Here is a 17,490-nt window from a genome sequence, read left to right as displayed (position 1 = left end):
TTCTGTTGTTACTGCTGCGGAATATCCCACGAAGCGTTCCTTCGTGACTACAACAGGCCGAAACGGAACCCTATACCTCTATATTACACTGTTTACAACACAATCGTCGAAGAAATTTTAAATTTGCACAAATTTCTGCAAATTTTTTATTGTTATTTTAGATAAAAATTAGAATAAGCTCGATTTTTGTCCAAGTTTCCCTTGAAAAAGGGTCATTTTAGGCTAGAGGAGGGTAATAGAGAGCGTACGTTTCAGTTCGATAATATGAAAATAACCCAAAATATATTCATACGAAGGCCCGATCATCACCACTTGTGGGGCGGGCAGACAAGCTGCATTGGCAGAATCGCCCTACCTACGTAGGGTGTCTTCAGAAGCATCAGGAATATCAGGTGCTTCGAAATCATCAGGAGACGGCTGCGGCACACCAGACTCAATGAACTCATCTACATCGCGGGCAGCCTTAACTTGATTGCATTCATTGCAAGCACATACACAATTGACGGGCGTCGTGTGACCCCCTTTTGCCCGAGGCAGTAAATGATCAATCGTGTCACCGTAGCCCCCGCAAAAAAAGCAAGTATAGCGGTCACGCTTAAGCACATATTGACGAAATTCCTTGTTGCTATACAGTCTACGCACGGTATATGGATTAACAATCACCGCCATACGCTCTCTGACCAGGGTCATGGCCAGATCAAGCTCAATCTCTTGATGCCAGCGTCTCCCCTGATCGGTTTTACCTCTTAGCCGAATCATGCCATTGCGATTGAGCCGCAACGCCCGAGTATCCGCAGGCTTCAGCCTGCTAAGCAGATGCCGAACCCGTTGCCGATGGCGCTCACGCGCTTTATCCGTGACCGGCTTCCTGCGAGGACGTTGTGCCTCCATAGGTAGTGACGCCTCCAGGCTGTGCGCAGCCGTATTTGCTTCAAGGCTATGCTGCGTCACGGGAGCAGCCGAAGGGTTCGCTTCCTGGCTGGAAGGAGCGGACGTAGCCGCACGTTCTTGCGGGGCCAACCCCCGGCAGGAACGGCAAGGGCCACGCCGGGAATAAGGACCCGCCCGGCGACCCGTTCTGCGCTGAAAGTCCGTTAAAGGTTTTATCTCCTGACAATACGTACATTTTTTTATCAGCGGTTTGCTCGCTTCATCCTTGCTCTGCTGCGGTTCTGTCACGTCCACCCCTCCTTTCCTCTATTGCTCGCGCTCCACGGTTTGCCCAAAACCCGAACTATTGTTAAGTTAGATTCATTTTACCGTTTTCACGTTCCCTTTTCTAGCTATTGAGCCATTATGAACACTCAGGTATAACAAATTTTAATGATTTAGCATACGTTATACAGCGATCCTTGTTCTTCATTCAGCATCATATTGGCCGTCTGACGTTTAGCCCCCCTCACTTGGTGGGTAACTTGTTATATATGAAGGAGGGACGCACATGAAAAGGAACCATACGATGATGCAATTTTTCGAGTGGAATGTCGAAGCTGACGGTTCTCACTGGAAGAAGCTTGCCCGCCTGGCACCGGAACTGAAGGCCAAAGGAATTGACGCGATATGGATTCCACCTGTCACCAAAGGCCAGTCGCCCGAGGATACGGGATACGGCGTCTATGACCTTTACGATCTGGGCGAATTTGACCAAAAAGGCGCGGTGCGCACCAAATACGGAACCAGGGAAGACCTGCTGGAAGCTGTTGCCGCCTGCGTTCGTCACGGTGTGGCCGTCTATGTCGATCTGGTCATGAACCATAAAGCTGGAGCGGATGAAACTGAAGTATTCAAGGTCGTCGAGGTCAACCCAGATAACCGCAATGAGGTCATTTCCGAGCCCTTTGATATCGAAGGCTGGACTAAATTTACATTCCCCGGCCGACAAGGGAAGTATTCCACATTTCAATGGAACTTTGAACATTTTAACGGAACCGATTACGATGCAAGCCAGGACCGGACAGGAATCTATCGTATTTTAGGTAAAAATAAAAGCTGGAGCGAAAATGTAGATGATGAATTCGGCAATTATGATTATTTAATGTTCGCCAATATTGACTATAATCATCAGGATGTGCGCAAAGAGATGATCCGCTGGGGCAAATGGCTGGTAGATACTCTGCAATGCAACGGATTCCGTCTGGATGCGATCAAGCATATTAATCATGAATTTGTACGAGAGTTTGCTACAGAAATGATTAAAAAACGCGGGCAGGATTTTTATATGGTAGGTGAGTTTTGGAAACCGGATCTGGAATCGTGTCAAAAGTTCTTGGATACCATTGATTATAAGATCGACCTGTTTGACGTATCCCTCCACTACAAACTACATAGCGCTTCCTTGGGTGGCAAGGATTTCGATCTAAGCACCATTTTCGAGGATACGCTTGTTCATACCCATCCCCTGAACTCGGTTACTTTTGTCGATAATCATGATTCCCAGCCGCATGAAGCGCTCGAATCCTGGGTCGAGGACTGGTTTAAGCCCAGCGCCTATGCACTTATCTTGCTGCGCAAGGACGGTTATCCCTGCGTGTTCTACGGCGATTACTACGGTATCCAGGGGCAAACGCCTGTCAAAGGCAAGCAGGCTGAGCTAGACCCGCTTCTATATGCCCGGTATCATAAAGCTTATGGTGAGCAAAAAGATTATTTCGATGATCCCCATACGATTGGATGGGTTCGTCAAGGCGTGCCTGAGCTAGAAGGCTCTGGATGTGCTGTGGTGGTCACCAACGCAAATGACGGAGAAAAGCGCATGTTCGTAGGCAAACAACGTGCAGGGGAAGAATGGATAGATTTGACCGGACATCACGATCATACCGTAAAAATTGAGCAGGATGGCTACGGCATATTTCCCGTTCGTGCCGGCAGTGTATCGGTGTGGGCACTTCCCGCAGAGGAAGACAGCCAGGAAACAGAAGAAGAAGCGAACGCTTAATCTTATACCCTACACAAAGAGGACAGGATGCGAGGAAGCGCCCTGTCCTCTTTGTGTATGGAAAATCACTCCGTTACCTTGCTTTGGTTGGCCACAGCCTGCTTCTTAGCCTCTACATGACTCGGATCACCGAGATAAAAACGCCGGATGGGATCTATATGCTCATCCAGCTCGTACACCAGGGGAATGCCTGTCGGAATATTCAAATCCAGCAATGCGGTTTCGTCCAGATTCTCCATATACTTAATTAAGGCCCGCAAAGTGTTACCATGTGCAGAAATGATAACTCGATCCTTTTTGAGAATCAAAGGTACAATCCGCTGCTTCCAAAACTCACCGACCCGGTGCACTGTGTCCTCTAGACTTTCCCCAAGCGGCAACTCTTCTGGATTAATATTGCGATAACGCTCTTCCCAATGCGGACTCCGCTCGTCCTTCTCATCCAGCATGGGGGGCCGCACTGACAGACTACGCCGCCAGATATGAACCTGCTCCTCGCCGTATTGCACGGCGGAATCCAGCTTACTAAGCCCCTGAAGGGCACCGTAATGGCGTTCATTCAGCTTCCATGACTTCTGCACGGGTATCCATAGATGATCCAGCTCATCCAAGATGTGATACAGTGTGCGGATAGATCGTTTTAGCACAGAGGCAAATGCCAAATCAAACGTATATCCAGCCTCCTTGAGAATACGTCCCGCCTCAATGGCCTCATGAGTCCCTTGTTCAGTCAGGTCCACGTCCGTCCAGCCCGTAAACAGGTTTTGTCGGTTATACACGCTTTCTCCATGCCTAACCAGCACCACTTGATACATACACTCACTCCTCTCCTGTCTGTCTTTATGTTTTACCCAACTTCTATGTATTTAACGTAAAATACAATTTTTAAACCGTCTATTTAAAATACAAAAAAGGACGGCAGTCAGCCATCCTTTTCTTCTCACCCTGCACTTAGTCCCTCTTACTGAACTTGGCTAACAGATCCAAAATCCGTACATACAGCCATACCAGAGTCACTAGCAATGCAAAAGCACCATACCATTCCATATATTTGGGTGCGCCTTGATCTGCTTGCTCCTCAATAAAATTAAAATCAACCAGCAGATTCAATGCCGCAATAATCACGATAAATAAACTGATGCCGATGCCCAGCCAACCCGTTTCATGGATATACGGAACATTCATACCGAAGAAATTCAAAATAAAATCAACCAGTGTCACCAGGAAAATCGCCATCGTACACAGGACCACGAATGAGATAAAGCCGCGTGTCACCTTGATGATTCGCTGTGTGTACATAAAGAGCATCAAGAACAAAATACCCACGGTCAGCAAAATGGCATTAGCCACAATTCCCGGGTACTCATACTCCATAAAGGCTGAAACGCCACCCAAAGCAAAACCACTCAGAATCGCATATACAGGAGAGAGTAAAGGAGCTGTTTTGGGAAAAAAGGATATCGCAAGTGCTACACCTGCCATGCCAATAAAGCCTGCCGTCAGCAAGGATAGCACCTCTACGGTTCCTTCATAGGTCATGTACCACGTAATACTGCCAGAGACGATGAGTAGGACCAACAGAAGCAACGTTTTGTTCACCGTTCCTCCGATGGTCATGCGTTGTTCGCTAACTTCTCTTTCATCCTCGCGCAAAAAGATGTCATCACGTAAAACCGGATTGCTAAAGCTCATACAGGGTACTCCTTTTCGATGTTGTTATTTGCTATGCTATATGTATATATCGGCACAATATGAAAAAAGTTTCAGAAAATTTCAAACAAAAAAAGCTCTAACCTTGCCTTTCGGCAAAGCTAGAGTTAGAGAGTCAGGTCGTTACAAGTTAAAAATCAGCTGTAGCAATTTGGATTGTACCTGTTACTGCTCCAACTGGAGTCGCCTGAAGAGCAGCTACCAGCAGCAAAGCAACTTCTAACGTAAGGCTGTTGCCCGCCGGGATAACATAAGTGATCACAGGAGCATTGACACGGGTAACCACAAGATCAACCGGATTGGCACCCGTATTATTCACGGTAATTGTAGCATTATTACCGCCTCTCAGGTTTTCAAAAAAGGACTTACCCACACCAGCAGCAAGATTGTAGAATTGCGAAGGTAAAAGAATCGCCATAGTTTTCACCTCCCTTGCGTTTGATAGTGTATTCTATGCTTCCAATCTATGAACGTAACGTTAAGTGACTCAGTAATAAGACACAATTTAAAAGAATCATAGATTAACGTACCCTATATATGTAAAAAGGAGTTGCCCTCTCAGATCCTTTACAGAATCTGCGGACAACTCCTTTTTTTAAATAATGGAAGGCTCAAACGTTATAAAAGCGGCTAGTAGGATTGTATGTTGCCTTTGCTTCCTTATTGCACGTGAATGCTCAATTCCTGCGGACCGAAACGGGAAGGCGCAGAAACCTTCACACGAATTTGTCCAGCCTCCCCCTTCGACCGAATCCAGAACGCTATGCGTCCACCAATTAGGGATAAGCTTGAAGGACCGATCAATTCACCCACTCCCTCGACCTCCACCGAAACTGGATCTGCATAGAACGGCAAGACGTTGCCGTATTCGTCCAGAGCATCGACTACCAGTCGAGTTACATCCCAATCGCCAGCTTCCAGCACCATATCATCTGCAGCTATCCGTAGCTCTGTAGGCACCGGATTACGTGAATAGTATTTGCGGATCACTTCTTGCCCATCTACGTACCCAATGAATACAGCGTCTTCCCACTTCATGCCCCAGTGGCCTGTCAGCTCGTCGATCACGACAGGGGGATGAGGAAGCGCCGGGTACTTCTCTCGGTTCGGACGATAAACCCCCTTGCGCTCATGACCGTAGATGAACTCCACCTCATCGCAATTGGTGAACACGACCAGCGGCACGATGCCTCCGATATTCCGCTCGCCACGCGACCAGTAAGTGACCGGCTCCATAACGACTTCCTGTTCGACGTTCTTCTGGCTCCGGTACACGCTCGCTGCAAATTTAGGCAGGCGGAACATATCCATGACACCGTGGTAGCAGATTTTATCGCCGGAACCAAAATCAGCATGCGTGTTATAGTCAAAAGCACACCAACCAATCGCTCCAGCAATGCCCTCATCGGCATAGGAAGCATTTTGGACCCGCGTATGGCGCAGCGCATGCTCCATCACCCGTTCCTCCTGGTCAAAGCGCTTGGTCGGGTACATATGCCCGTTATATTCCGTTACCAGATAAGGGACCGGATGATCCAGCTTTGTAACGAGAGACGGCTGCCGCAAGCCTGTCGTTTCGCCATCTACGCCTTCTGTATCGTCATACGTATCAAAATTGCGGATTTCCTTCGCCAAATATTTTTTGTGCCCACCATCATGAACAAAATCATTTATCGTATATACGTCTTCCAGCAGCTCACTGCCTACAATATAACGCACACCACCCGTAGCACGGGTCGGATCTAGCTTTCGTGCCCGCTCATTGGTACGCGTGTACAGATCATGGTCATCCTGCGACTCATTAATTCGTACGCCCCAGATTACAATAGAGGGATGATTACGATCACGGATAATCATGTCCTCTACGTCCCTCACCGCCTGCTCCTTCCACGCTTCACCGCCAATATGCTGCCAACCCGGAATCTCTTCGAAAACGAGCAATCCGATCTCATCACAGCGGTCTAGAAAATGACGGGACTGAGGGTAGTGGGATGTCCGTACCATATTCAGCCCCAGCTCCTCCTTGAGCACATCTGCATCACGACGCTGCGCTCTTTTGGGCATAGCGTAGCCAACGTACGGATAGGACTGGTGACGGTTCAAGCCAAGCAGCTTGATCTTCCGCCCATTCAAGTAAAAACCGTCCGGCTGAAATTCGGCCTCGCGGAAGCCAAAGCGCACGGTCACCTGATCCAACTCTTCTCCGCCTCGTAGCAGCGTCAGCCTCGCTTCATACAGCTTGGGATCATCTATATCCCAAAGCTGCAGGCCGCCCAGCTCTTTCAGCTCCAGCGTTACTTCCGCCGCCGTCACCGCTGTCAGCTTGGTCTCCGCCTTCATGCTCGCTCCGTCCAGCAATTGCAGCGCGACCGTCAAGTCGTCCTGCTGATCGCCGATGCCCTCCAGCTCCACGACCACGCGCATCGCCTTACTTACAGCAAGCGGCTCCGGTGTCTGAATGAATACCGTTCCGAGGTGTACAGGCTCCACTATTCGCAGCTGCACTTCGCGGTAAATACCGCCGTAGGTCAGATAGTCGATGACTGCCCCAAAGGGAGGGATGTCGTCCCGTTCCGTGGAATCGACAATGACTGTGAGCACATTGGAGCCGCCATACTCGGCAAGTTCGGTCAATTCAACGCTGAACGGTGTATATCCACCTTTATGCTCCCCCGCCTTTGCCCCGTTTAGATATACCTGGGCATAGGTCATGACTCCTTCAAAATCAACATACACTCGCTTACCTTTGGCATCTGCCGGAATGTTCAGCTCTCTTTTATACGTAGAAATAAACTGAAATGCCTTGTCGTCAAAATAATTATACGGAAGCTCTACATTGGTGTGCGGCAGCTGAATTGGCTCATACCGACCTGCATCAATGCCTGCGCTTACTTCGCTCTCGACATATTCAGGAAGGTAAAACCATTGGTCATTCAACGACAAAATGGTACGCATGGGCAGTCACCTCAACCTTTTATTTTTCACTCTTATACCATAGTAAAATATTTAAGTAAAAATAACGAGTAAAACTTAGTAAAATAAGTATATGTTCAATGTAAGCATTTACAAGACAATTGTCAATCCATTTTTGTATCTTTTTATAATCAAAAAAACAGCCCCAGAAGGCAGGGCTGTCCAAATCCATAACGTCGATTTTATTTGCTATCGGTATGTATCGGCGCACTGCTGTTGCGAATCATTAGCTCGGTCGGAATGATGACCTTGCGCCCCACCTCATTCGCACCGTTGCGTACCGTATGCAGCAAGAGCTGAACGCCTGTTTCTCCCATCAGTTCGGTATGCGTTTTGACCGTTGACAGAGATGGAGTCAAATATTCCGCTGTCGGAATATCATTGAAGCCAACAATTGAGATCCGTTCCGGCACCGCAAGGTGATGCTGCTCCAGTGCCTTCAATACCCCAATAGCCACCGAATCGCTCGCGACAAAGAAGGCTGTAGGCAGGTTTTCTGGTCCTGCCAAAATAGCCGCTTCCATCGCACGGAAGCCGTCTGCCGCCGTTCCGCCGCACACATGAATATCATCCGACGTGCACAGGCTGTGCTGTTCCTGATACCGCAAAAACGTCTCATAGCGGGCATCTAGATCCGCTCGTTCGGAATCATGGGACTGCTCATCCTTGCCCATACCTACATAACCGATGTGACGATGGCCTTCGCCCATCAAATAATCCAGGGCATCAGCCGCAGCGTGAGCAAGGTCAATGACCACATAGTCTGCCCCTGTACGCTCTACCGGATGATCCAGAAAGACGCAAGGAATGGGTAGTTCCAGCATATATTCTACCTCTTCGCTGCTAAAATGCCCCAGAACGATCAGTCCATGTAGCCCTTCGGATGACGTCTTCAGCGCAGTCAGGTCCTCTCTTCTGAAAATACGCTCCAGCTGCGCCCCGCTTAGGCGGCACTCTTTTTCCACGCCAAACCGAATAGACAGATAATAAGGGTCTTCCAGTTCCTCGTACGCACTAAACCAGTGCACCATGCCCAACCGAATGGGTCCCTCCGTCTTCTTGCGGGACTGACGACCAATACCGCCATTTTTACGTTTAACAGTCGTATATTTCATACGCTCGGCAACCTCAAAAATTTTACGGCGCGTTTCCTCTGATACAGACAGTGTTTCATCATAATTCAGCACTCGGGAGACCGTGGATATCGAAACCTCTGCCTCCTGGGCGATATCTTTTAACGTAGGCATTGCAGACTCCTTTAATGGTTTTACTCTATTTTTACTTTTATTTTACTACTATCTTACTCGTCTCCCCTGTGCAACACAACCCGTCGTTCCTAAAGGTTCAACCATTTTTTTCATATTATAAGCTAATCATGATAAAATACGTACCATAATAGAAATGACGCCAAGGAGGATATCCACATGAAACAGGAACTGATTGACCGCCTGACTACATATGTTCAGGTAGATACCCAATCTGATGAAAGCAGCCACACTTGCCCTACTACACCCGGACAGCTCACATTGGGCAACCTCTTGGTGGGCGAATTGAAAGCCATTGGTATGACAGACGTAACCATTGATGATCATGGTTATGTGATGGCGACCCTTCCTTCCAATACGGATAAAGAGGTTCCCGTCATCGGTTTTCTAGCTCACCTCGATACGGCTACCGAACTGACTGGCGCAGGGGTAAAGCCGCAATTGACGGAAAACTATGATGGGGGCGATATCACGCTGAATGCTTCGCTTGGTGTGGTTCTTTCTCCACGTGAGTTTCCCGAACTGACTCAATATAAAGGCCACACCCTGATCACAACAGATGGTACCACCCTGCTCGGTGCAGACAACAAAGCCGGGATCGCAGAAATCATGACAGCTATCCACTATCTGATTGACCATCCAGAAATTCAACATGGCAAAATTCGCGTTGCTTTTACACCGGACGAAGAGATTGGAAGAGGACCGGAACGCTTTGATGTAGCCGCTTTTGGCGCTGAATACGCCTATACGGTAGACGGCGGACCGCTCGGGGAACTGGAGTATGAGAGTTTTAACGCCGCAGCCGCCCATATTACCATTCACGGTGTGAACGTGCATCCCGGTACGGCTAAAAACAAAATGATCCACGCTGCCAAAATCGCTATGGAGCTGCACAGTCGGTTACCTGCAAACGAAGCCCCGGAATATACAGACGGGTATGATGGCTTCTATCATCTCTTGGAGTCTACAGGCACAGCAGAACAAGCTAAACTGTACTATATTATCCGTGATTTTGACCGCGAAAGCTTTGAAAGCCGGAAGGCTTACTTGACGAATGTAGTCAAAGAGCTGCAGGCCGCATATGGAGAAAACCGTATTGCGCTGGAGCTGAGAGATCAGTACTACAACATGAAAGAGAAAATCGAGCCTGTCAAGCATATCGTCGATGTCGCCTATGAAGCAATGACAAAGCTGAATATCGAACCCATTATTAAGCCGATTCGTGGCGGTACAGACGGTTCACAGCTATCCTATATGGGACTGCCTACACCAAATATTTTTACAGGTGGAGAGAACTACCACGGTAAGTTTGAATATGTGTCGGTGGACAACATGGTACTTGCTACTAAAGTTATTGTGGAAATTGCACAACTGTTCGAGCAACGCGGCAAGTGAACTACCTATACACAGCACTGACACGTTAAGATTAAATAAAAGGCATATCGTTCCGTAATGGAAACGGTATGCCTTTTTTCTGAAGCTTTCATTTCCCTTTAAATTTTCAATATCTTTATAACTTTTATCCGTCTTTAGACCGACAACTATATACGAGACTATAAAAAATATATCTAGTAAAGAAAGGTAGGTTATCTATTTGAATACAATAGATGCATTAATTGCAGCCATTCCCTACATACAACAGATTATGCGTGAGAAAGTGACCCTTGCTCTCTTCGACCGCACTCATGTCCTTATGTATACCCAATCGGAGGGTATGGATCTCGGCTTTGAAACGGGCTCGGAGCTGCTCGAGGACTATAAAGATTTTGCCATGCTTAAAAATGGACGTGAGGCCAGCCTGACCCACATTCCTGCTGAAATTCTAGGGTTTCCTCTTGATATGATCAGTATTCCTGTATTTGACGAGAAAGGTGAAGTCATCGCAGCATTTGCGGCCTCTTATAATTTGACTAACAAAAATCAACTGGATCAAATCGTATCCGAGAACCGCTCCATCACCGAGCAGCTCATTGATATGGTACAGCATGTGGCGGCTCATTCCGAGGAGCTTCAGGCAACCAGTGAACAGATTTTGAAAAACACCCAAATCGCCGTACAAAACTCAGGTAAAATCAATCAGGTAGCTGTGTTCATCAAGGAAATTTCCGATCAAACCAACCTGCTTGGATTGAATGCAGCGATCGAAGCCGCACGTGTCGGAGAAGCAGGAGCAGGCTTTGGCATCGTCGCTCAAGAGGTGCGCAAGCTATCCGTAGAATCCAAAAAGGCAACGGTCGATATTGAAGGAGCCCTTAAGGATGTACAGAACTCCATTCGTCAAATGGAGCAGGAAATTGAGCAAATTGTTTCTTCTTCTCAGGAGCAGGCAACTCTGGTAGGCTCTTTCACTGAAGTGATGGAGCGTATGCAAAAGGCGAGCGAAACGATGCAACATCTGGCCAATGACCTGACTTCCTATGTCGTAAAATAAATCTTGGCATAAAAAAGGGGGCACACTGATCGCAAGATGCGTAAAAGTGTGCTCCCTTTATTTTCAAAAGCCCTATCAGGCTTGAGGGTCTAAATCTGAAACTCAAGCAGTATAAGAAAAAACACCATGATTTGAAGGAATCACGGGGTCTAACCCTCCCAAAATATTTCCCACCGGAAGAGCAATACTAAGAAACGCCAAGACCATAGTTACCGAGATTAATGCCTTTTTCATTATGAAGCCCCCTTAATAAAATGGTTTGGTATTGCTCTTGCTGTGATGGTGTTGCCAAATCTCGATAAGTCTCAAACAGAGCAACCAATGTCCTGAAATCGGCATCCGCTTCTACACTGGCAGAGAATTGCAGAGAATCAAGGACATAATTTAAGGCAACAGTGTATTGCTTCTTCTTGAAATGGTAAATGGCCAATTGGTTGACCAGTTTTAAATAATATACGCGGTTTGCTCTATCTTCATAACCTTCAAATATCTTAATATCATCAGCAAAATCGTTCAACAGGTCGTCTATATTCCAATTATTCAAGTTAGCCGCTTCGGCAATACCAACCAATCCTGGAAGCAGCTCCTCTTCATTGTCGTGAAGAAATTGAACGTACTCAGGCAAAAGTTCCCTTCTCCCCGAAAGTAATTCAATCGTAAATAAATTGGCCTTGGCGAGGAAACGGAATCTCTCTACTTCTTCGTGACCGCTCTGATCCAGCCCCATAAACCAACCCATTTCGCTATACTTCATAATATAGTTTCTGGCTTCCTCATACTTACCCATATTCTGATAGTAAATAGACTTCGCCAGATAACTGTAAGCATAATAAAACACTAGCGGGTGTTTGGTGTCCAATGTCTCATACTTGCCGTCTGCAGCATTTCTCAGTTGGGTGTGATACAGGTTTTCAGCCAACGTATGCAGATAGTCTGCTACTTTGTTCGCTTCATCCCAATCATTATGTGTGTAGCTGATTCTAAACAACTCACAAGCTTTATCGAGTTCGTGGCTGTCCGACAACAAATAAATGGCTTCCCTTTGGTTCAGGACCTCTTCCACTAAACCCGCCTCCCTTGTAAATTGCGATTACCCCTTAGCACAGCGGCTACTCTTCAGGGCAGTTATGCTGCTAGCCTCCACTTTTTTTGCATACCAGTATATTACAAATATAGTCAAAACTTAACTTGAAGTCAATTCAATCATTGCTACATTCATTCTTTTGCAACCTTACATTGCTGTGTATGGTTATGGATTTTGCAAAATTCGATTCCAGTCGCTCCGAAGTGCAAGATATAGACGAACTAAACCATTTCGATCTATATCTTGTTCATTGGAAGTCGCTTATGGGATTTTTACAAAATCCTTGGTTACGAATAGTCGACTCCCCTTATAGAAATAATGCTAAAGAAGACAAAATGCAGGCTCTCTCATGAATGGTTTTTATGATGCTATAGTATCGTGGGGGTAACTACGTTACGAATTAGTGCGTACTTTTCAACCGGATACCGGGGCCTTACAATCAAACCTGTGCATGAAACTAAAGTATAGATTGATACTCAACAGAGTATGTACCTGTTCATCAAAATACAAATTCACTTAAGGAGTGAAGTTAATAACATGGAACTTCAATTGGCTTTAGACTTAGTAGATATCCCGCAGGGTATTGCATTGGTAAAAGAAGTAGAGTCGTATATTGATATCGTAGAAATCGGTACGCCGATTGTCATCAATGAAGGACTTCATGCAGTAAAAGCAATGAAAGAAGCATTCCCGAATCTGAAAGTGCTGGCTGACCTGAAGGTTATGGATGCAGGGGGCTATGAAGTGCTAAAAGCTTCCGAGGCTGGTGCAGATATTGTTACGATTTTGGCTGTAGCTGAAGATGCAACAATCAAAGGCGCAGTAGAAGAAGCGAAAAAACAAGGCGGCAAAAAAATCCTGGTAGACATGATCGGTGTTAAAAACCTGGAGCAACGTGCGAAAGAAATCGACGCTCTTGGCGTTGACTACATCTGTGTGCATACAGGCTACGATCTGCAAGCTGAAGGACAAAGCCCGTTCGAAGCACTGCAAACCGTCAAAAAAGTCGTGAAAAACTCTAAAACTGCCGTGGCTGGCGGCATTAAGCTGAGCACACTGGCTGAGGTGGTGAAGGCTCAACCGGATCTGGTTATCGTCGGCGGTGGTATCACTGGCGAGGACGACAAAAAGGCTGTAGCTTCCCAAATGCAACAGCTCATCAAACAAGGTTAACCCCAATGGAAACCTCTCAATATTTATCTGAGGTACTCAAGGAGCTACAACGGGTTCCACAATTGATCAGTGATACGGAATCGGAACAACTGATCCACTCCATCGCCGCTGCCAATAAGGTATTCGTCGCAGGTGCGGGCCGCTCAGGGTTCATGATTCGCTCGCTGGCGATGCGGCTGATGCACATGGGGGTTCAAGCTTACGTGGTCGGGGAAACCGTAACTCCCAGTTTGGGCGAGGGCGACCTGCTCATTATTGGTTCAGGCTCTGGCGAAACCAAAAGCCTGACCTCGATGGCAGAAAAAGCAAAGAAACTCGGGGCCTCTCTGGCGCTTCTAACCACGTCCCCCGAGTCTACCATCGGCAAACTGGCCAATATCATCGTCAAGCTGCCCGGTGCACCGAAGGACCCTTCCAACAAGGATTACCAGACGATTCAGCCTATGGGCTCATTGTTTGAGCAAACCCTGCTGTTGTACGGTGATGCACTGGTACTCAGAACGATGGAGCTGCGCAAGTTGACCTCCAAATCTATGTTTGGCCAACACGCTAACTTGGAATAAAACTGCAAGTCCTCTACGATAACAAAGCAGGCTGTCCTTTACATGTCACATGTGAAGGACAGCCTGCTTTTATGCTTGTATAAGGCGACGTTCGATACAGCATAGAATAAGACAAAACAAGCCCGGCATGTATTCAAATCAAACCATTTATTCGTTATTCCCTGCTGGCAACGGCGGAACTTTGGACGGATCAGCAAGTGCCCAATAGGCATATTTGGCCTTTAACCGTTCGTCGAATAGTAGCGGCTTATCCAGCCGGGCTATCGGAAACGTGCTGAGCCACGTATTTCCATCATCTGTACCCCAAATCGTCACATTGCTGATATGATCCTGCTGCCTTGAAAACATATCGAACAGCGCCCGATAGCGGTGAGCCTGCCGGATCAGCATAGATTCTGGAATCGTTTCATAGCGATCTGTGTCATTGGAATAAAGACCCATATCCAGCTCGGTAATCTGATTATCCAGACCAAGCGAAGCAAACTTTTCTATAGACTGCTCAATCTCGCTAATAGCGGGAAACTCCAGGCGGATATGCGATTGGTGGCCTACTCCGTCAATCGGTACACCTTTAGCGAGCAGATCACGTACCAAATTGTACAGAAAATCCCGTTTCTTCGGCTCATGTGTGTTGTAATCGTTAATGAATAGTCGTGCGTTCGGGCCCACCGCTTCCCTCGTGACACGGAATGCTTTTTCAATATAATCCGTGCCGGTAATCTGATACCACTTGCTGCGGCGCATGCCATCGGGCTGATCAGGATCAATGACCTCATTCACGACATCCCAATCGGTGATGACATTTTTATACCGGGCTGCAACAGCGCGAATATGCGTCTCCAGCCGATCCAGCAAAAGCTTTTTATTCTCAGCAGTCGGCGTCATCGGCTGTCCATTCTTATCCTTGAACATCCAATCCCCAGTTTGGTTATGCCACACCAAGGTATGGAAGCGAATTTCCAGTCCATGTTGTCTAGCAAACTGCACAATTTGATCTGCTTCCTCCCAATGGAACTGTCCCTCGGACGGTTGTAAGGAGATCGGCTTCATCGCATTCCCTGCAACGACGCTGTTAAAATGCTTCTGTACCAGTTCTCTGTAAGCCCCTTCGGTCTGGAAAGCTTCAATCGCCGTGCCCATGCTGAACTGTCCCCCATATAATCCATGCAAAGAAGGAATGTCCTTTTCAATAGCCAGCGGCGGTACAAGGGACAGCTCGAAATCATCCATATAAAAGGAAGACGTTCCTTCTGCCGTTTCCAAATACATGGAAACGGTGTCTGCATCATGCGCGAGCGTATACGTACCAGACAAATGCATCCATCCCCCTGTCGTAGTAGCCGTGTCGCCTACAACAGTTTCATACGCACTTTGACCCTGGTGATCACGCTGTACGCTGAGCCTCACCTTGGCAGGCTGCTCACCCGGCGCCAGCTTCACCCAGGCACTAACCGTATATCGGCTGCCCTTTTGCATCGTAGCAGTCACATCCAGCTTGGGTCCGGCATATGTCTTTTGTCTGCCTGTTGTCAGCAGACTGTATGAGCCGCTTCGTGCATCGGCATCCGAAACCTGCACGGTCTCGGCTCCCATACGGGACACCCATCCTTGGGCCGTACCATCTTCAAACCCGGATACGATACCATGGGTCGGCTCCGTTGGCGTCTTCGATACCTGTGTTATTTCTACCTCATCCACATAGTAGGCCTGCGCGGGATTCGAGCTCTCCACATACAGCTTCAATGCATCCATCCCCCCGGTAAAAGTATATTTCCCCTGAAGTTTGATCCACGATGTATCCGCCGTCTCCGTCTGCGCTACCGTCTTCCATGTCGTAGTCCCGCCTGTCGGCTGCTGCTCCACTGTAAGTTTAACCATGCTCGGAACCGCAGAATTACCATCTAGCTTCACATAGCCACTAATTTCATACTCCACATCCGGCTGCAACAGCGACTTCACATCCAGCTCCGCCCCGTTCCAAGCCGCTGTGCGAGCGGTTGCCTTCAGACTGTGCGTGCCGCCATATGCTGCTTCCGTGACGGATGCAATTTGGGTATAAGTTCCCCGGGGCTTCCAGCCATCGCTGTTTCCTTGCTCAAATCCATACGTTCCAATGGTCTTATGGACACTACCCGCCGACAGCGCCGTATCCGAACCGGGCGGGGAATGTTCTATAGACGGAGCTGCCTTCGCTACAGACGCTCCCCACCAACCCAAAGGCGATAACAACAGCGCTCCAGCCAGCACCAGATAAAAAGGCTTAACCCAACATGACCGCAAAGCAATCCCTCCCGTACTCCAATTTTTTGTAATTGGTATTTGGCACCATTAGTTTTCATTTACTATCCTTTGACACCGCCCAAGGTCATACCCTTCACAAAGTATTTTTGCAAAAAGGGATAAACTAAAATAATAGGCACTGAAGCGACAATCGTCATCGTGGCCCGAATTGAGGTAGGCGTGACCGACTTCGCTAGATTTTCCGAACCAGCGAATTGGCTCGCATAGTCCTGAGCGTTAACAGACGTATTGGAATTTTGCAGTATTTTCATCAGCTCATATTGAAGAGTGCTCCATTGCTCATATGACGAATTGTACAAAAACACATCGAACCAGGAATTCCATTGCGCAACCGCTGTAAACAGCGACACCGTCGCCAGTACGGGAACACACAGCGGCAAAACGATGCGCATAAAAGTGGCAAACTCCCCAGCCCCGTCAATACGCGCCGACTCCAAAATCCCTTCCGGCAATCCCTCAATAAAGGAGCGAATGACAATCACATTAAACACCCCGATCAATCCCGGCACGACATACACCCAGAAAGTCCCCAGCATCCCAAGCTCACGAATCAGGAGAAAGTTCGGAATTAATCCACCGCTAAAATACATCGTTAAAATAAAAGCAATTGAAACAAATTTGCGCAGCACATATTCCGGCCGGCTGATCGTATACGCCACCATCGCGCAGCAAAATACCGAAGTCACTGTACCCACAACCGTACGTAATACAGAAATCAGCGTAGCATGGAAAATCGTCGCTTCCTTGAACACAAATTCATAATTACTCCACGTGAATTCACGTGGCCACAAATAAATCCCGCCCCGAATCGAATCATTCGCTTCATTTAACGAAACCGCCAACGTATTCAAAAACGGATACAGCGTGAACACCATCAGGCAGAGCATAAACAGAATATTGCACGCATCAAAAATCCGATCCGAGGGCGCCCGAAATCGCCCGTGTACGGCCTTCCCTTTGCCCATAACTTCCTCTCCTTTCTAAAAAAATAGCCTGACCCGCACTTAAATTTGATTAATATTGTTGAAGCTGCTGGTGCTATTAATTGAAACGGT

General features: G+C 47.5%; 14 protein-coding genes. 5 read left to right on the top strand and 9 right to left on the bottom strand.

The window, feature by feature from the left end; all coding sequences use genetic code 11:
• Window positions 1-351 precede the first annotated feature (351 nt).
• The gene (locus tag AC5ELV_RS10150) at window positions 352-1,179 is read right to left on the bottom strand and encodes an HNH endonuclease (protein WP_493430080.1); all 828 of its coding nucleotides are present in this window, start codon (window positions 1,177-1,179) and stop codon (window positions 352-354) included.
• A 262-nt stretch (window positions 1,180-1,441) separates the two neighbouring features.
• On the opposite strand from AC5ELV_RS10150, the gene AC5ELV_RS10145 reads away from it, so the two are divergent.
• Complete coding sequence (locus AC5ELV_RS10145) at window positions 1,442-2,935, top strand: alpha-amylase (RefSeq protein ID WP_493430079.1); 1,494 nt, start codon at window positions 1,442-1,444, stop codon at window positions 2,933-2,935.
• A 65-nt stretch (window positions 2,936-3,000) separates the two neighbouring features.
• Here AC5ELV_RS10145 and gpmA read toward each other — a convergent pair whose 3' ends face one another.
• The 5 genes from gpmA to AC5ELV_RS10120 form a co-directional block, all read right to left on the bottom strand.
• Window positions 3,001-3,750 (bottom strand): 2,3-diphosphoglycerate-dependent phosphoglycerate mutase, encoded by a 750-nt coding sequence (gpmA, locus tag AC5ELV_RS10140; protein ID WP_493430078.1) that lies wholly within the window; start codon window positions 3,748-3,750, stop codon window positions 3,001-3,003.
• A 136-nt stretch (window positions 3,751-3,886) separates the two neighbouring features.
• Window positions 3,887-4,627, bottom strand: a complete 741-nt coding sequence (locus AC5ELV_RS10135) for a Bax inhibitor-1/YccA family protein (protein ID WP_071558073.1) — start codon at window positions 4,625-4,627, stop codon at window positions 3,887-3,889.
• Window positions 4,628-4,775: 148 nt separating this feature from the next.
• Complete coding sequence (locus AC5ELV_RS10130; protein ID WP_013312533.1) at window positions 4,776-5,063, bottom strand: hypothetical protein; 288 nt, start codon at window positions 5,061-5,063, stop codon at window positions 4,776-4,778.
• Window positions 5,064-5,305: 242 nt separating this feature from the next.
• Window positions 5,306-7,600 (bottom strand): glycoside hydrolase family 2 protein, encoded by a 2,295-nt coding sequence (locus AC5ELV_RS10125; protein ID WP_493430077.1) that lies wholly within the window; start codon window positions 7,598-7,600, stop codon window positions 5,306-5,308.
• Window positions 7,601-7,800: 200 nt separating this feature from the next.
• The gene (locus tag AC5ELV_RS10120; RefSeq protein ID WP_493430076.1) at window positions 7,801-8,865 is read right to left on the bottom strand and encodes a LacI family DNA-binding transcriptional regulator; all 1,065 of its coding nucleotides are present in this window, start codon (window positions 8,863-8,865) and stop codon (window positions 7,801-7,803) included.
• 177 nt (window positions 8,866-9,042) lie between these two features.
• Here AC5ELV_RS10120 and pepT point away from each other — a divergent pair, with 177 nt between their 5' ends.
• Together pepT and AC5ELV_RS10110 are read left to right on the top strand one after the other, a co-directional pair.
• Entirely contained in the window at window positions 9,043-10,278 is a 1,236-nt protein-coding gene (gene pepT, locus AC5ELV_RS10115; protein ID WP_134902556.1) for a peptidase T, read from the top strand.
• Between the two features lie 199 nt (window positions 10,279-10,477).
• Complete coding sequence (locus AC5ELV_RS10110; protein WP_493430075.1) at window positions 10,478-11,314, top strand: methyl-accepting chemotaxis protein; 837 nt, start codon at window positions 10,478-10,480, stop codon at window positions 11,312-11,314.
• Window positions 11,315-11,501: 187 nt separating this feature from the next.
• Here AC5ELV_RS10110 and AC5ELV_RS10105 read toward each other — a convergent pair whose 3' ends face one another.
• Window positions 11,502-12,377 carry a DNA-binding protein gene (locus tag AC5ELV_RS10105; protein WP_493430074.1) on the bottom strand — a complete coding sequence of 292 codons (876 nt, stop codon included), beginning with the start codon at window positions 12,375-12,377 and terminating at the stop codon, window positions 11,502-11,504.
• Window positions 12,378-12,935: 558 nt separating this feature from the next.
• Between AC5ELV_RS10105 and hxlA the strand changes: the two genes are divergently transcribed.
• Window positions 12,936-13,571, top strand: coding sequence for a 3-hexulose-6-phosphate synthase (hxlA, locus tag AC5ELV_RS10100; protein WP_013312540.1), 636 nt, complete (start codon window positions 12,936-12,938; stop codon window positions 13,569-13,571).
• 5 nt (window positions 13,572-13,576) lie between these two features.
• Entirely contained in the window at window positions 13,577-14,134 is a 558-nt protein-coding gene (gene hxlB, locus AC5ELV_RS10095; protein ID WP_493430073.1) for a 6-phospho-3-hexuloisomerase, read from the top strand.
• 147 nt (window positions 14,135-14,281) lie between these two features.
• Here hxlB and AC5ELV_RS10090 read toward each other — a convergent pair whose 3' ends face one another.
• Both AC5ELV_RS10090 and AC5ELV_RS10085 read right to left on the bottom strand, forming a co-directional pair.
• A complete protein-coding gene (locus AC5ELV_RS10090; protein WP_493430072.1) occupies window positions 14,282-16,414 on the bottom strand; it encodes an endo-1,4-beta-xylanase in 2,133 nt (710 codons plus the stop codon).
• 62 nt (window positions 16,415-16,476) lie between these two features.
• Window positions 16,477-17,400 carry a carbohydrate ABC transporter permease gene (locus tag AC5ELV_RS10085; protein ID WP_493430071.1) on the bottom strand — a complete coding sequence of 308 codons (924 nt, stop codon included), beginning with the start codon at window positions 17,398-17,400 and terminating at the stop codon, window positions 16,477-16,479.
• Window positions 17,401-17,490 lie beyond the last annotated feature (90 nt).

Source organism: Paenibacillus sp. NMA1017, assembly GCF_058895805.1.
This window is presented reverse-complemented; position numbering and strand designations above follow the sequence as displayed.

What these genes read in the sequence shown, in the direction of transcription:
- AC5ELV_RS10145 (WP_493430079.1), top strand. Translation starts at nt 1,442, where the DNA reads ATGAAAAGGAACCATACGATGATGCAATTTTTCGAGTGGAATGTCGAA.
- gpmA (WP_493430078.1), bottom strand. Translation starts at nt 3,750, where the DNA reads ATGTATCAAGTGGTGCTGGTTAGGCATGGAGAAAGCGTGTATAACCGA.
- AC5ELV_RS10135 (WP_071558073.1), bottom strand. Translation starts at nt 4,627, where the DNA reads ATGAGCTTTAGCAATCCGGTTTTACGTGATGACATCTTTTTGCGCGAG.
- AC5ELV_RS10130 (WP_013312533.1), bottom strand. Translation starts at nt 5,063, where the DNA reads ATGGCGATTCTTTTACCTTCGCAATTCTACAATCTTGCTGCTGGTGTG.
- AC5ELV_RS10125 (WP_493430077.1), bottom strand. Translation starts at nt 7,600, where the DNA reads ATGCGTACCATTTTGTCGTTGAATGACCAATGGTTTTACCTTCCTGAA.
- AC5ELV_RS10120 (WP_493430076.1), bottom strand. Translation starts at nt 8,865, where the DNA reads ATGCCTACGTTAAAAGATATCGCCCAGGAGGCAGAGGTTTCGATATCC.
- pepT (WP_134902556.1), top strand. Translation starts at nt 9,043, where the DNA reads ATGAAACAGGAACTGATTGACCGCCTGACTACATATGTTCAGGTAGAT.
- hxlA (WP_013312540.1), top strand. Translation starts at nt 12,936, where the DNA reads ATGGAACTTCAATTGGCTTTAGACTTAGTAGATATCCCGCAGGGTATT.
- hxlB (WP_493430073.1), top strand. Translation starts at nt 13,577, where the DNA reads ATGGAAACCTCTCAATATTTATCTGAGGTACTCAAGGAGCTACAACGG.
- AC5ELV_RS10085 (WP_493430071.1), bottom strand. Translation starts at nt 17,400, where the DNA reads ATGGGCAAAGGGAAGGCCGTACACGGGCGATTTCGGGCGCCCTCGGAT.